A 13,625-nucleotide genomic window follows, 5' to 3' on the forward strand; every position below is an offset into this window, starting at 1 on the left:
AACCGAATGGGTTAGTATTCTTGGGCAGCAAAGGATGCTGCCTTTTTATTTGGATCCCATTGCTTGGTCACTTCGCGGATATGATCAAGCTTTTTCCAATACTGTTCAATCGCTGCTTTCCCTTCAAGAGTGATACGAATAGTCGTATGTGGAATTTTTTTGCGGACAAATCTTTTATCGATGACAACATAGCCAGCTTTCTCCAATTTAGAGAGATGACAGGACATATTTCCCTTTGTTAATCCTGTTACCTCCTGCAAGAAAAGAAATTCAGCCATTGTACAAGCATAAAGAGCACTCATAATCGCTAAGCGAGCTGGTTCATGAATCGTTTTATTAAGCCTGGCCATCTCTTTAAAAGGCATCATAAATTTTATCCCCTTTACAACCTTTTAAATCTTCAACTAGTTTGTATTATAAACCATAAATAATATGAAATAAAGTCAGATATATCGTGTTGACAAGAGAAATAAGTCAACAATTTACTATCGATGAAATTTTCGAAAAATATACTCGATGTAGATTAAATGAATAATCTACTATCGTTTTGTATAAGTTCGTTTATAATTCAATTTTAATTAATATAAAATATTATTTTATCATTATAAAATCCATCTAGAAATGGAGTTTGATAGGCGATGTCTATATCGGAGTTTTTGATGTGCTCATAGTCGTACCTATGGGATTTGTAGCATCGAGTTCTTTAACTGGAAATAGCTTAGTTGCTATTTTTATAGGTTATACCGCATTTACTTTGTTTGGATTTTGTTTTCCTGTTAAGAGAAATAGGGAGAAAGTGGCTCTTTGATTCAATAAAACTGCTTGTAAAGATGTGTCCCCTGTGGTCACTTGTTTGCAAGAACAAGGATACAGGGGATGTTTTATGTTCTCTTTCCCGCATTGTTGCCTTCGTTGTTAATCTTACAGAGATTAGCTATAATAAAAATAATTTCTTAATTTTTATCAACATATTTCACATGAGAAATCTGTTGTTTAACCTGTTTTCGAATAGCTTTGAGGTAAATTTGACGTAGCTCTGTTTGCTCTTTAAATTCTTCCGCAGTAAGCCCTTCTGCTTTTCTCTTTTTAGCTAAGTCATTGAGACGCTGAATTAACTTTTGATCGATCATGTAAAAACCAACTCCTTCGTTCTGAATGTATTCTATTCTAACATGGAAAGGTTGGCAAGATAGAGTTGACTCTATTATGAGATTGTGATCGGAAGTTGCTGATCGTTTTTATATGATAGTAAGTTCGTATATGTATCGCTATACGGAAGAGACAGCCCAAATATAGGAAGGAAATTGGGGATTAAATGAAAGCAGTGATTTATACGAGGGTTAGCACGAAACGTGAAGAGCAAGAAAGTAGTTTGGAAAGACAAAAGGAAACTTTGCTTTCTTGGGCCAAAGAGTTAAAGTTCGATGTTGTTCAGGTAATTTCAGAACAACATAGTGGATATGATTTAGCAAGGGAAGGCTTATTTCAAATGCTTGATATAATTAAAAAAGAGAAAGTTGAAGTGATAGTCGTACAAGATGATACACGGCTTGGTCGTGGGGAGGCAAAGCTTGCCGTGATTCATCAGTTGGATCGGATGTCATGTCAGATTTACTCCAAACAACATAGTGGACCGCTGGAGTTAGAAGCGGGTGAATCAACGGTTTTACATATTATTGCGAAAGTAGAAGAGCTACAGCGAAAAATGATGAATCAAAAAATTAGTTGGGGTATGCAAAGAGCGATTCGAGAAAAAGGCTATGACCCATCAAAAAATTTGAAGAATCGTGGTTTAGGTGGAAGAGATCGTAAAGAAGTTCCTATTGAGCAAATTATTTCTTTAAAGAAGAAAAACCTTACATTCGAAGAAATCGCTGCTACATTAAAAGGTTTTGGTTATGATATTTCACGAGCAACCATTCATCGTCGCTACAAAGAGTGGGAAAAAGGACTAGCAAAATCTGAGATGGAGGATCAACCATGATTAATTGGCTTATGTTTGAACAATTAACACAAGCACCCGGAGCACCAGGATTTGAAGGCGAAGTACGAAGAATTATGCATACTTATATGAAACCACATGCTGAAGAGATCATTCAAGATCGTTTAGGAGGTATTTTTGCCAAAAAGGTAGGAAATGTTGAAGGACCCAAAGTTTTAGTAGCTGGCCATATGGATGAAGTGGCTTTTATGGTTACCAATATAACGGAGCAAGGATTTATTAAGTTCCAGCCACTTGGTGGTTGGTGGTCACAAGTGTTGCTATCACAAAGAGTAGATATCTATACAGATGAAGGAAAAAGTATTACAGGTATGATTGGTTCTCTTCCTCCGCATTTACTGAATCCAGAAAAACGGAATAAGCCTGTGAAAATTACAGAAATGTTTATTGATATCGGTGCTGAAAGTAAAGAGCAAGTTGAAGCATGGGGAGTACAACTAGGTGATCCCATTATCCCTTATGGTCCATTTACCGAAATGGAAGGCGGAAAACGCTTGATGAGTAAGGCTTGGGATAACCGTTTAGGATGTGGACTAGCTCTTGAGGCACTCAATGGTTTGCAAGACGAATATCACCCCAATATTTTATATGCGGGAGCAACCGTCCAAGAAGAGGTAGGACTACGTGGTGCAGCAGCTACGGCCAATTTGATCCAACCCGACATCTTCTTTGGAATTGATGTTGGACCAGCTGGGGATACTCCCGGAGTTCGTGATGGATTTGGCAAAATTGGTAAAGGAGTTTTAATTCGCTTAGTGGATCGTTCCATGATTACCCATCCGGGTATGCGTGAATTCTTGATCGAGACAGCGGAGTCTGAGAATATTCCTTACCAATTCTTTGTGTCTCAAGGTGGTACCGATGCAGGACGTGTTCATCAATCAGGAGATGGGGTACTATCTGCAGCGATCGGAGTTTGTGGTAGATATATTCATTCACATCTCTCTATTGTAGATAAAGAGGATGTTGAAGCAGCCAAAGCATTCACCATAGCCCTCATTAAACGCTTAGACCAATCTACATACCAAAAGATTTTGGGAAAATAATCAAATAAAGAGGGTCCTCCACTTGGGGAACCCTCTTTATTTTTATTTATTCTCTACGGACTCATTAAGCGTATAGTACACGATTTTATCAGTAGGAATGACAGTAGTAGAATTTTTGTGATAGGAGATATTGGGATTCGTTTTGCGTTTGTGTATGATTTGCGACTGAGGTCCAGCTGTTTTCAATTTGTCAAAGACGGTCATTGCTTCTTTACCAGAAAAAGTAAGAGGCTTTTCTTTTCCAACAAAATAAATGTTTAAAGATACTTGTTTCATCATTTTAGTATTCTATGGATCAGCTTGTATACAATCATATATTCCTAATATTCCGATGATTATATACAATGCATGATCCTTGTAGAATAACCTCCTTAAATAGAATTGTTTTTTGCTATAAAGTTCAGCTTCCCTTATCTTTTTTTGATTAAACATCTAATTTGTTACAGGAATTTGAAAAGGAAAAAATGGATAAGAAAGAAGGGGCTTGTCTGTGAGAAGTTACCAACCACCGATGTTGAATATGAATTGTTGATTAATGATCAAGAAGATTCAGAAGTGAATTTGGAACTTATAGTGAAGGGGAAATAAAAACGAGTGTCCATGTTGTCATTATAAAATGGGATGGGAATGAAGAGAAAATTTTACTAAAGCGAACTAAATAGGTTTTCATTGATAAAAAGGCTGTTCAATTAGACAAGATCCTTTCTAATTGAATAGCCTTTTTTAGAAATAAATAAATTATTCAGCACCAATTCCTGTGTTGGAGCGCACATATAATTCTGTGTATTTTTGCTGGTCTTCTTTTTTGCTTAAAAGTGTTCCGATGATTGCTCCTAGGAAGCCAAGCGGTACAGAAAGGATGGCTGGATTCTTAAGTGGGAATAGGGCTTGTTCAGGCTCCATGACATTCGGGCTAATTAATACGAGTACAATGGAACTAATTAATCCTGCTAGCATTCCGGTGACGGCACCTGCCGTATTAAAGCGCTTCCAAAAAAGGCTAAATAAGATGACGGGAAGATTAGCACTAGCAGCTACAGCAAAAGCAAGCGAAACGAGAAATGCCACATTTTGATCTTTGGCTAGTAAGGCTAAGATAATCGAAGCAACTCCGACTCCGACAGAAGCCCATTTAGCGACCCGAATTTGCTCTTGTTCGGTTGCTTTTCCACCACGAAGTACGTTGGAGTAAAAATCATGGGCGAAGGCACCTGCGGCTGAGATGACAAGTCCAGCTACTACCGCTAAAATGGTCGCAAACGCCACTGCTGCAATGAATGCAAGGAAGAAGCTTCCACCTAACGCTTCAGCTAAGAGTGGGGCAGCCATGTTTCCAGCTTGATCGGCTGCTTTAATTTTATCAGGACCAACCAATAATGCTGCACCAAATCCAAGGAAAGTTGTCATAATATAAAAGGCTCCGATAATAAACATCGCCCAGACAACCGAAGTACGGGCTTCCTTCGCTGTTGGAACGGTATAAAAACGAATCAGAATGTGGGGAAGTCCAGCAGTACCAGCAAGAAGCGCTAAACCTAATGAAATATTCTCTAAAGGATTTTTGTAAAGAAGTCCAGGCTCGAGAAAATGTTGACCAAATTTTGTGGAAACTTGATTAAACATCTCTACCATACTAAATCCATATTGACCTAAAACAAGGAGACTAAGCAAAATGGTGCCTGCCATGAGAAGGACGGCTTTAACAATTTGAACCCACGTAGTTGCTAACATACCACCAAGAACCACATATAAAATCATTAAGATTCCAATCACAATAATAGAGACTTCGTAATCAATATTTAAGAGCAACTTAACAATGGCACCCGCTCCAACCAATTGGGCAATCATATAAAAAGTAGAGATAGCAATCGTATTTAAAGCGGCTACCGAACGAACCGGTTTGCTTTTCATTCGATAAGCTAACATATCAGCGAGGGTATAACGTCCTGAGTTCCGAAGAGGTTCGGCAACGATGATCAGAACGACGAGATAAGCTACTAACCAACCGACTGAATAAAGAAAGCCATCAAAGCCACCTAATGCGATCAGTCCAGCAATCCCTAGAAAAGAAGCAGCACTCATGTAATCACCTGCGATGGCAATTCCATTTTGCCAACCTGATATCTTTCGACCTGCAGCATAAAAGTCGGAGGTTGTTTGTGTTCGTTTGGAAGCCCAATAAGTAATGAGAAGTGTTAGTAAAACAATGGCTAGAAAGAGAGCGAATGCGGTGATATTCATTCAGCTACCTCCTTTTTTCGCTTAATTTCTTCGATTAATTGATCCGTTTTATTGGCATGTCTGACATATAAAATTGCTAGAATCCAAGCCATGAAAAATTGGGATAATGCAAATAGATAAGCTCCATTAAGAGAGTCAACAATTTTATTGTTCAAAAATTTAAAATATCCGGTAAAGAATGGTAATGCGAAGTAGTATAGAATGAAGAAAATAGAGGATAAGATGATGAAGCGCTTTTTTTTCCGCATTAAAGTTTGGAACTCTTCAGATGAGGCAATTGATTCCCAATCCGGCTGAGTGGATTGCTTTTTCTCATCCATTGATGACAAAACCTCCTTTAGCTTATGAACATTTTTTGTCTAAGTTCTTATTCACAAATATATCACAAAAAAACCTCTATTGTATATTATTATTAAAATATTTTATATAAAATCATTTATATTATGATTGTTAATATATTATCAAATTAATTCTCTTATGATTTTTCCTTTGCGTCTAAATTAAGGGGAATAAGGAGAGAGACCTTATACAAACTCATCGATCATTGAAGCTTTTGAATGGCTGGGTACTTTGGATGATCATAGTATTGTTTTCGCTTGAGTTCCACCATTGAATGAACCTAATATAATTCTCTATTAATTGTGTTAAAAGTAGGTAGATATTTTGATTAAACTTTCTTGACTTTGATCAGTCAATCGATTACTCTATATATGAATAAATTATTTTTTTATTCATCAAATCATAGAAATGAGTGAGACAGTGGGGAAAAAATTTTCTGAAAGAGAAAGGGATTATATTCGTCAGAAACTGATACAAGAAGGAAAAAAGTTGTTTGAAGCGTTTGGTTTAAGAAAAACGAGTATTGAAGACCTTACAAAAGCAGCAGGTATTGCACAAGGAACCTTTTATTCCTTCTTTAATTCAAAAGAAGAGCTATATTTTGAAATTGTCGAAGTGGAAGAAGAGAACATTCGCCAAACTTTATTCAATGAATCTTTTCTACAAGGACCAGTAACGAAAGAAAGCTTGAAGCAATTTTTGGGTCACTCTATTACGATGATTGAACAACACCCGATTTTTCGCCAAATGTATGAGCAAGAGTTATTGGAGCAATTAATACGAAAATTGCCACCAGAAAAGCTGGAGAAGCATGCAAATCAGGATACAGAATGGGCATTACCTTTAATTCAACACTGGCAAAATTCAGATTGGATCATCGATTTAGATCCAAAAATAATTATAAGTATGATTCGGGCATTGATTATTTTAACGTTACAAAAACAAATGATTGGTGAAGAATTATATAAACCTACGATTGAGTTTTATATTGATATGTTAGCGGAGAGACTGATACGAAAGGAAGCGAAGTAGATCATGATTCAGGTTCGTGATCTGGTTTATCGTTACCCAGGAAATAATGTGAACACATTAAAAGGGCTTAACTTCTCTATTAAAAAAGGGGAGATATTTGGTTTTCTTGGACCATCAGGGGCAGGGAAAAGCACCACTCAAAAAATATTAATTGGCATTTTAAAGAACTACCAAGGTAATGTGATAGTACAAGGGACAGAGCTAAATACAGTACGATCTGATTATTATGAAAAGATAGGAATTGCTTTTGAATTTCCTAACTTTTACTCTCGATTTACAGCCTTGGAGAATTTATCTTTTTTTCGTTCTCTTTATGCTTATGATACCGAAGAACCTCAAGAGCTCTTAAAACGAGTAGGTTTAGAAAATCACGGGAATACCAAAGTGGCAAGCTTATCCAAAGGGATGAAAACCCGTTTAAACTTATGTCGTTCCCTTCTCAATCGACCTGAGATTTTGTTTCTGGATGAGCCTACTTCTGGTTTGGATCCAACCAATTCACGGATGGTTAAAGATATACTGCTGGAAAAGAAGGATCAAGGCAAGACAATCATTATTACTACACATCATATGAATGTAGCCGAGGAAATTTGTGATCGTGTAGCTTTTATTGTAGATGGTCAAATTTGTCTGATTGATTCTCCTCGGGAATTGAAACTACGTCAAGGTAAGAAATCATTAAAAGTAGAGTATAAAGAGGAGTACATGGTAAAAACAGCAGAGTTTCCGCTTAAGAAAATTGGTGAAAATAGAGATTTCCTCGAATTAATTCAAAAGAAAAAAATAGAAACGATGCATACCCAAGAGACAACATTGGAACAGATTTTTATTAATGTGACAGGTAGGTCTTTATCATGAGTAGAAGAGCAGCGAAGCTTTTGAATGATATACGATTTCAGTGGAGACATGGCTTTTATTTTGCATACTTTGTTGTGACTGTTATGTATATTTGTTTGCTTTCACTCGTACCAGAGTCAGTTCAATCTACTGTTTCGGTGCTCATTCTTTTGTCAGACCCTAGTGTACTGGGTTATTTTTTTATTGGCGGTATTGTGTTGTTAGAGAGAGGGCAAAATATCATGGAGAACTTATTTGTTACTCCATTGAGACTATCTGAGTACTTATGGGCGAAAGCCACTTCGTTGCCCCTACTTTCATTAGGGAGTAGCCTCCTAATACACAGATCTGTGGGGGATTTTAACCATTATTCATGGTATTTGATCATTGGAGTGGGATTAACTTCTGTTTTTTTTACTTTGTTTGGCTTAGGAGTAGCTGTTCGGCATAAAACATTAAATGGTTTTTTTCTTTCTTCGATTTTCTATACGACCCTTTTTTTTGTCCCTTTGCTTGGATATTTAAACATCGTTGAAACGCCTCTCTATTACTTGTTGCCTACACAAGCTTCTTTGGAACTTATACAGGCTAGTTTACAACCGATTGCCATCAGTAAAGGAATAGGTTTTATTTTTCTTTTATTGATTTGGATATGGATTGCCTATCATTGGGCTTATCGGTCATTTCAAAAGTATGTGATAAAAAATATCGGGGGTGGGAGCTAATGCGTCGCTACTCCTCACTACTTTTAGCCGATGTCAAAAATATTCGTCGCGATCCAATGCTAATCTTGGCTACAATGGGCCCGGTTGTGATGGCAGTCGTTTTTCGTTTCGTCGTACCTATTTTGTCCGATTGGCTTGAACAGTCTATGCACTTCCGATTATCCGATTATTACGAATTAATACTGGTGATCATTTTACAATTGGTACCACTAATGTTAGGAATGATTGTAGGCTATGTGATGCTCGATGAAAGAGATGAACAGTTAATTCAACTTTTTGCAGTAACTCCTCTACGCAAATCGGGTTATCTCTGGATTCGTTTGATAGTCCCTATGGTGATTACACTGTTTTTTACTGTTTTTTTGATATACTTTGTAGATCTTATGCCAGTTGATTGGCGAACACTCTTATTGTTCCTCCCTTTTCAACTATTGTTGACACCGATATTTGCTTTGTTGCTCGTTGGTTTTGCAGCGAATAAAGTAGAGGGGCTTGCATTTACCAAGGGAGCAGGTATCCTTGTTCTTGTCCCACTTATCGCCTATTTTGTCAAATGGCCTTGGCAACTTATGGTGGGTATTTTTCCAACATACTGGTCAAGTAAAGTCTTTTTTGTCGAAGGACAAGGTGGGGGCACTTGGTTTTTTTGGGGGATGGGAATTTTGGTGCATTTGGTGCTTTTTTGGTATTGTTATGTAAAATTTGAGGAGAGAGTTGATTGAGTGCAGGTGATTAGTCTCAAAGTTATGTAAAGTAGTTCATAAAAGACATTAACACAATGTTTGAAAATATAAATTAATCTTATAGTACAAGTAAAAATATAAAGTACAATTAAATAAAGAACGATGTCGTTTAGGAGGAGTATGATGTTAAAGTTCGATGCAGAAAAACTAAGAGATATTTTGATCCATGAAGAGGGGTATAAAGATAACGAAGCAGATGCAATGAAACATGCATTACCCAAGTTAAATAGCAAGTTACAGAAGTATTTAGACCAATGGATGGAGGATCGCACCGTTTCCGAGGAGCTAAATATCGAAGGGGTAACTTTAAAAATAATCATGGAGAAACGTAGAATTGGTTTTTGTAGTGCATTGATATTTATGAATGTTTATATTGATAAACCCGAATTAGCTAAGAAATTTCTAAAAAGACCCATCTTTCATCGAGGTAAACCTCATAGAAAAAGATCTTAAACCTTTATCCTTTATGATGAGGTATAAATATGAGGCGATTTTTAAATAGATTGATTAGAAGTAAAAAATATCCTGCTATTTTTCACAGTAGTAATTGGAAGAGATCTTCTTATAATGAGAGATTAGAGGCATTGACAAAGCTGGAAGAAGAGTTTGCGAGAAAACAGGGGAGGGAATCTTGTCCTGTTAAAGAGGATGATACTTTGGATTTTTATGAATGTGGTTACTATGATCCGAACGAAAAAGCCATTTATATTAATTCGAAACATTTAGAGGATCATCAGGACTATAGTTATCTGAATTATCTTGCTGTAGAAACGATTATTCATGAAGGAAGACATGCGTATCAAGATCATTGTATTGAAGCTGGACTGCATGATGATAAAGAAGAGTTGCAAAAATGGATAGAAAATGACATTGATTACTATGAGGATCCGCCCTTTCTGTATCGATTTCAAATACTTGAAAGAGATGCTAATGACTATGCGAATATTGAAACAGATAGGATTTTTGAGAGTTTAGAAAAAGAATTTGGAGAAAATGTAGGTTATAGTGATTATGTCTGGGAATGGAGAGAAGAAGAAAGAGAAACGTTAACAGAAGCTGCTATGATAGAGTATGGTGAGAATTTTATTCAGAAAATTGATGAACGTGTACGTGAAAAATACTTAGCGATGGGGCTTGGTGAGGAAACAGAGACCGAAAATCTTAAAGAGAGACAGAATCTGATGAGTGAAGAATCGGAAGAAAAGCCAGAGGAAGAACCAGAAGAAGAGACGGAAAATGAAAGTTTGTAAGGGATATAGGAATTAAAAAGATATATTGTAATTCGAACCAAAAATAAATCGTTCAACATCATAACTAAAAAGGGTTGATCATTTAGATCAACCCTTTTTAGTTATATTTGTTTTAATTAGGGATATAATAGTATATTATTATAACTTACTTCAAATTAAAAGAATGATTCATTATCTCTCTTTGTTTGTGTTGTAGTTGTATTCGTTGATGATGAATTTGTATTTGAATTAGTAGGGGAAGTGAATGAATCCGTAATCACTTTTTCATTTGTAAAAGAAACTTTACTCCATTTTTGATATGCAGCTTCGCCCCCGAGAACTTGTATATCATTAATTAATGCCCCTAATTCCCTCATAGCTTGTAAAGTATCCTTTGCGGGTTCTATACCAATGATAGACATGTATTCTTCATTTCTACCCCATCCAAAAATTCTAGATATAAAGCCACGATCATCACCAGAAACACCAAGAGGACTGACACTTATATTACTACAAAAAATACGTAATTCAGTTTGGATTGCTTTTTTAAATACAGCTAAATAAATTAAATATCCTGGTATTCCCAGTGTTAGAAGGAAAAATATTACTTGCATAAAGGTGATACTATCATCATAATCGGAGCCTAGTGAAGAAGTGATGATTGATAGAACGATGAATAAAATAACTGCTAATAAAATTCTACCCCAGTCAATTTTCTTTCCTACATACGAAACAATACCAGAGACTTGATCAATTTTAATTTCTCTAAAGTTTAAGTTAGTTTTGCCTTTTGATTTTTCACTATTAAGAAGAATTCTACGATCTGTAACGATTAAATACCCTGGTTCCTCAAGATCAGGTGATTGTGCCGCTTCATATTCTCTGATGACTTTCTCATCTTCGGCTAAAGCAACACCTCTAATATAATTCATATTGTCACCTCTTTTATATGGATAACAACTGATTAAATAATAGACCAATTTAGAATATTATTCAACGATCGTTTTTTAATAAAAGAAATATTTAAATAAATCAATGCTATTTTTAGGTATTTATGTTGTCTAAAATGTAAAATGTTATTAAGAACATTTTACTTTGGAGGGGAGAAAATGAAATACATCCATTCATCAATCATGGAAGGACAAGAACTAAAGCCTTTAGATCCTGGAACTGTTGTTGGAAAAGGAAAAGGGCGATCGAATGGAAATGTTGGTATTTTAGGACTAAATCAAACCGGAATAACTTTACATCCAAATGTGTTAGCAAGACACATTTTAACTTTGGGAGCGATTGGTAGTGGGAAAACGGTTACGATGAATCATATTGTAAAAGCAATTAGACAAACTATGAATCAAAACGACGTAATGATTTTTTTTGATGCAAAAGGAGATTATTTAGAAGAATTTTATCAACCAGGCGATTATGTCATATCTAATCATATTCAGGAACCCAAAGGAATGGCTTATTGGAATATTTATAAAGATATATTAATGACTCCAAAAATAAAGCGGGAAGAAACTATTCGGGAGATAGCCACTGCCTTTTTTAAAGAAGATATTGAGCACTCACAAGCTCCGATTTTTGCAATGGGAGCTCGAGATATTTTTGCAGGTATTTTGACTATACATGCTAGAGAGATGGAAAGTGGAACAAAAAAATGGAATAACTTTGAGTTAATTCAATTCATTCAATGGTCTAACGATGTAGTACTAAGAAACATGTTTTTGGAGCATCCGGATCTTAAATGGATTCGAAATTATATACAGAAAGATGGAAAGTCAACTACTCAAAGTTTTATTGTCCATTTGTACCAGACTATCTTTAAATTATTTAGTGGTAACTTTGCAAGAAAAGGAGATTTTTCAATTCGTGAGGTTGTAACCAAAAAAGAAGGTAGAGCTGTTTTTCTTGAATTTGATTTAGCAAATGGGAACATTCTTGAACCTATTTATACTGTTCTTCTAGATCTAGCAATGAAAGAAGTGTTAGGAAGATCAGCAAGTGAAGGGAATGTGTACTTTATTCTTGATGAGTTCCCTCTTATCCCAAAATTGAACTATATGGATAATGCACTTAACTTTGGTCGCTCTTTAGGTGTAAAAATAGTAGCAGGAATTCAAAATGTAGGGCAAGTGGAGCATAGATATGGGAGAGAGCTTGGTCATAGTATTTTAAGTGGATTCGGATCAGTATTTGCTTTTCGATTAAATGATGTTTCTAGTCGGGATTTTGTAACGGCTAGACATGGGGCCACAAAACGGTTTATAGGTTTAAAATCGTCAAATGCGCAAAAAGGTATACAAGACTTATTGATTGATGGAAAAGTAATTGAGGATTGGAACATCGTGACTTTGAAAACGGGTCAATGTATCGTCTCCCTTCCTGATGAAGATCCCTTTATTTTCTTTCCAGTAATGTATAGGAGATAAAAGGACATTTCTGATGTTAAGTAGTTAAGTGGTGTCGATAATCTAAACAAGAGAGCCACTAGATCTTTAAGTGGCCGCCATAATCAAAAAATTGAAATTAGTTACATCCTTAAGGATAATTACATCCAGAATTACTTTCATTTTAGGCTTCGTTCATTGCAAAGGATGGGAACATAATGAAAATATTCCTTCTACCAATTTTTATACTAGGTAAATCGACACCACGGATAATTTTAATAGTTGTGGCTTGTGAAGTGGTTTTTCTACCATAATGTAGGTTATTTGTAGCAATAAATAGATATTTGCTGCTTACTTTTAATAAAGAGTTTTAGAGAGTTAGATTTTATGGATATGATAAATCTCTGAGGATCAATGTTTTTGAAAGAGATTTTAGATAGTAGGTAGACTTATTAGTGAGAGTGTTCCATAGTCTTATAAGAGGCTCACGAATATTATGGTTAGTATCGATCAACCATTAGCCCTTAGCATTAATAGAGCATTAATAGATAAGAAGTTTCTTATCTATTAATGCATAAGTTCATACTAATAAAGAAGAGATTAGATTACAATTTTAATTAAAAAAGTATTGACGTATGATTGAGTTTATGATAGATTAATAGATGTCGCCGCAAGAACGCGGTAAAACAACAGAAAGTGTTCCTTGAAAACTAAAGAGTGAAACATGACTCGTTAATTCTGATGAGCAATCAAACTACTAGCGGTAGCCCCAGAATCATAGATTCCGGGACAAGAAAGTACTAAGCTATCGCTAAGAACTTTTTTGAGAGTTTGATCCTGGCTCAGGATGAACGCTGGCGGCGTGCCTAATACATGCAAGTCGAGCGGGGAGTTTTCCTTCGGGAAAACTCCTAGCGGCGAACGGGTGAGTAACACGTGGGCAACTTTCCCCTAAGACTGGGATAACTCCGGGAAACCGGGGCTAATACCAGATAATCTTTTCGCTCGCATGAGCGAATCGTAAAAGGTTTCGACCACTTAGGG

15 protein-coding genes and 1 rRNA gene are annotated in these 13,625 nt (G+C 35.9%); 10 read left to right on the forward strand and 6 right to left on the reverse strand.

What is annotated here, in order from left to right:
- Positions 1–11: 11 nt before the first annotated feature.
- Positions 12–368 (reverse strand): winged helix-turn-helix domain-containing protein, encoded by a 357-nt coding sequence (locus DL897_RS14370; RefSeq protein ID WP_206186533.1) that lies wholly within the window; start codon positions 366–368, stop codon positions 12–14.
- Between the two features lie 585 nt (positions 369–953).
- Entirely contained in the window at positions 954–1,130 is a 177-nt protein-coding gene (locus DL897_RS14375; protein ID WP_113659835.1) for a DUF896 domain-containing protein, read from the reverse strand.
- A 185-nt stretch (positions 1,131–1,315) separates the two neighbouring features.
- Between DL897_RS14375 and DL897_RS14380 the strand changes: the two genes are divergently transcribed.
- Positions 1,316–1,984 (forward strand): YneB family resolvase-like protein, encoded by a 669-nt coding sequence (locus DL897_RS14380; protein ID WP_113659836.1) that lies wholly within the window; start codon positions 1,316–1,318, stop codon positions 1,982–1,984.
- Positions 1,981–3,048 (forward strand): M42 family metallopeptidase, encoded by a 1,068-nt coding sequence (locus DL897_RS14385; RefSeq protein ID WP_113659837.1) that lies wholly within the window; start codon positions 1,981–1,983, stop codon positions 3,046–3,048. The genes DL897_RS14380 and DL897_RS14385 overlap by 4 nt, the downstream gene beginning before the upstream one ends.
- 42 nt (positions 3,049–3,090) lie before the next feature.
- On the opposite strand, the gene DL897_RS14390 is transcribed toward DL897_RS14385, so the two are convergent.
- The 3 genes from DL897_RS14390 to DL897_RS14400 form a co-directional block, all read right to left on the reverse strand.
- On the reverse strand, positions 3,091–3,324 hold the full coding sequence (locus DL897_RS14390; RefSeq protein WP_113659838.1) for a hypothetical protein: 234 nt from the start codon (positions 3,322–3,324) through the stop codon (positions 3,091–3,093).
- A gap of 462 nt (positions 3,325–3,786) precedes the next feature.
- Entirely contained in the window at positions 3,787–5,289 is a 1,503-nt protein-coding gene (locus DL897_RS14395; RefSeq protein ID WP_113659839.1) for a solute symporter family protein, read from the reverse strand.
- Positions 5,286–5,609: a DUF485 domain-containing protein gene (locus tag DL897_RS14400; RefSeq protein ID WP_113659840.1), complete on the reverse strand. Its 324-nt coding sequence runs from the start codon at positions 5,607–5,609 to the stop codon at positions 5,286–5,288. Before DL897_RS14400 ends, DL897_RS14395 begins: the two co-directional genes overlap by 4 nt.
- Before the next feature lie 439 nt (positions 5,610–6,048).
- Here DL897_RS14400 and DL897_RS14405 point away from each other — a divergent pair, with 439 nt between their 5' ends.
- From DL897_RS14405 to DL897_RS14430, 6 genes are all read left to right on the forward strand, one after another.
- Positions 6,049–6,660: a TetR/AcrR family transcriptional regulator gene (locus tag DL897_RS14405; RefSeq protein WP_113659841.1), complete on the forward strand. Its 612-nt coding sequence runs from the start codon at positions 6,049–6,051 to the stop codon at positions 6,658–6,660.
- A gap of 3 nt (positions 6,661–6,663) precedes the next feature.
- Complete coding sequence (locus tag DL897_RS14410) at positions 6,664–7,518, forward strand: ABC transporter ATP-binding protein (protein ID WP_113659842.1); 855 nt, start codon at positions 6,664–6,666, stop codon at positions 7,516–7,518.
- Positions 7,515–8,222, forward strand: a complete 708-nt coding sequence (locus DL897_RS14415) for a fluoroquinolone export ABC transporter permease subunit (protein WP_113659843.1) — start codon at positions 7,515–7,517, stop codon at positions 8,220–8,222. The genes DL897_RS14410 and DL897_RS14415 overlap by 4 nt, the downstream gene beginning before the upstream one ends.
- Positions 8,222–8,944, forward strand: a complete 723-nt coding sequence (locus tag DL897_RS14420) for a hypothetical protein (protein ID WP_113659844.1) — start codon at positions 8,222–8,224, stop codon at positions 8,942–8,944. The genes DL897_RS14415 and DL897_RS14420 overlap by 1 nt, the downstream gene beginning before the upstream one ends.
- 144 nt (positions 8,945–9,088) lie before the next feature.
- Entirely contained in the window at positions 9,089–9,418 is a 330-nt protein-coding gene (locus tag DL897_RS14425; RefSeq protein WP_113659845.1) for a hypothetical protein, read from the forward strand.
- 29 nt (positions 9,419–9,447) lie between these two features.
- Positions 9,448–10,215 carry a hypothetical protein gene (locus DL897_RS14430; protein WP_113659846.1) on the forward strand — a complete coding sequence of 256 codons (768 nt, stop codon included), beginning with the start codon at positions 9,448–9,450 and terminating at the stop codon, positions 10,213–10,215.
- Between the two features lie 155 nt (positions 10,216–10,370).
- Here DL897_RS14430 and DL897_RS14435 read toward each other — a convergent pair whose 3' ends face one another.
- Positions 10,371–11,126: a hypothetical protein gene (locus DL897_RS14435; protein ID WP_113659847.1), complete on the reverse strand. Its 756-nt coding sequence runs from the start codon at positions 11,124–11,126 to the stop codon at positions 10,371–10,373.
- A gap of 177 nt (positions 11,127–11,303) precedes the next feature.
- Here DL897_RS14435 and DL897_RS14440 point away from each other — a divergent pair, with 177 nt between their 5' ends.
- Both DL897_RS14440 and DL897_RS14445 read left to right on the forward strand, forming a co-directional pair.
- Positions 11,304–12,623, forward strand: a complete 1,320-nt coding sequence (locus DL897_RS14440) for a type IV secretory system conjugative DNA transfer family protein (RefSeq protein ID WP_113659848.1) — start codon at positions 11,304–11,306, stop codon at positions 12,621–12,623.
- Between the two features lie 777 nt (positions 12,624–13,400).
- Positions 13,401–13,625 (forward strand): 16S ribosomal RNA (locus tag DL897_RS14445); the annotation flags it as partial.

The organism is Thermoflavimicrobium daqui (assembly GCF_003313465.1).
In the GTDB taxonomy this organism is placed as follows: Bacteria; Bacillota; Bacilli; order Thermoactinomycetales; family Thermoactinomycetaceae; genus Thermoflavimicrobium; species Thermoflavimicrobium daqui.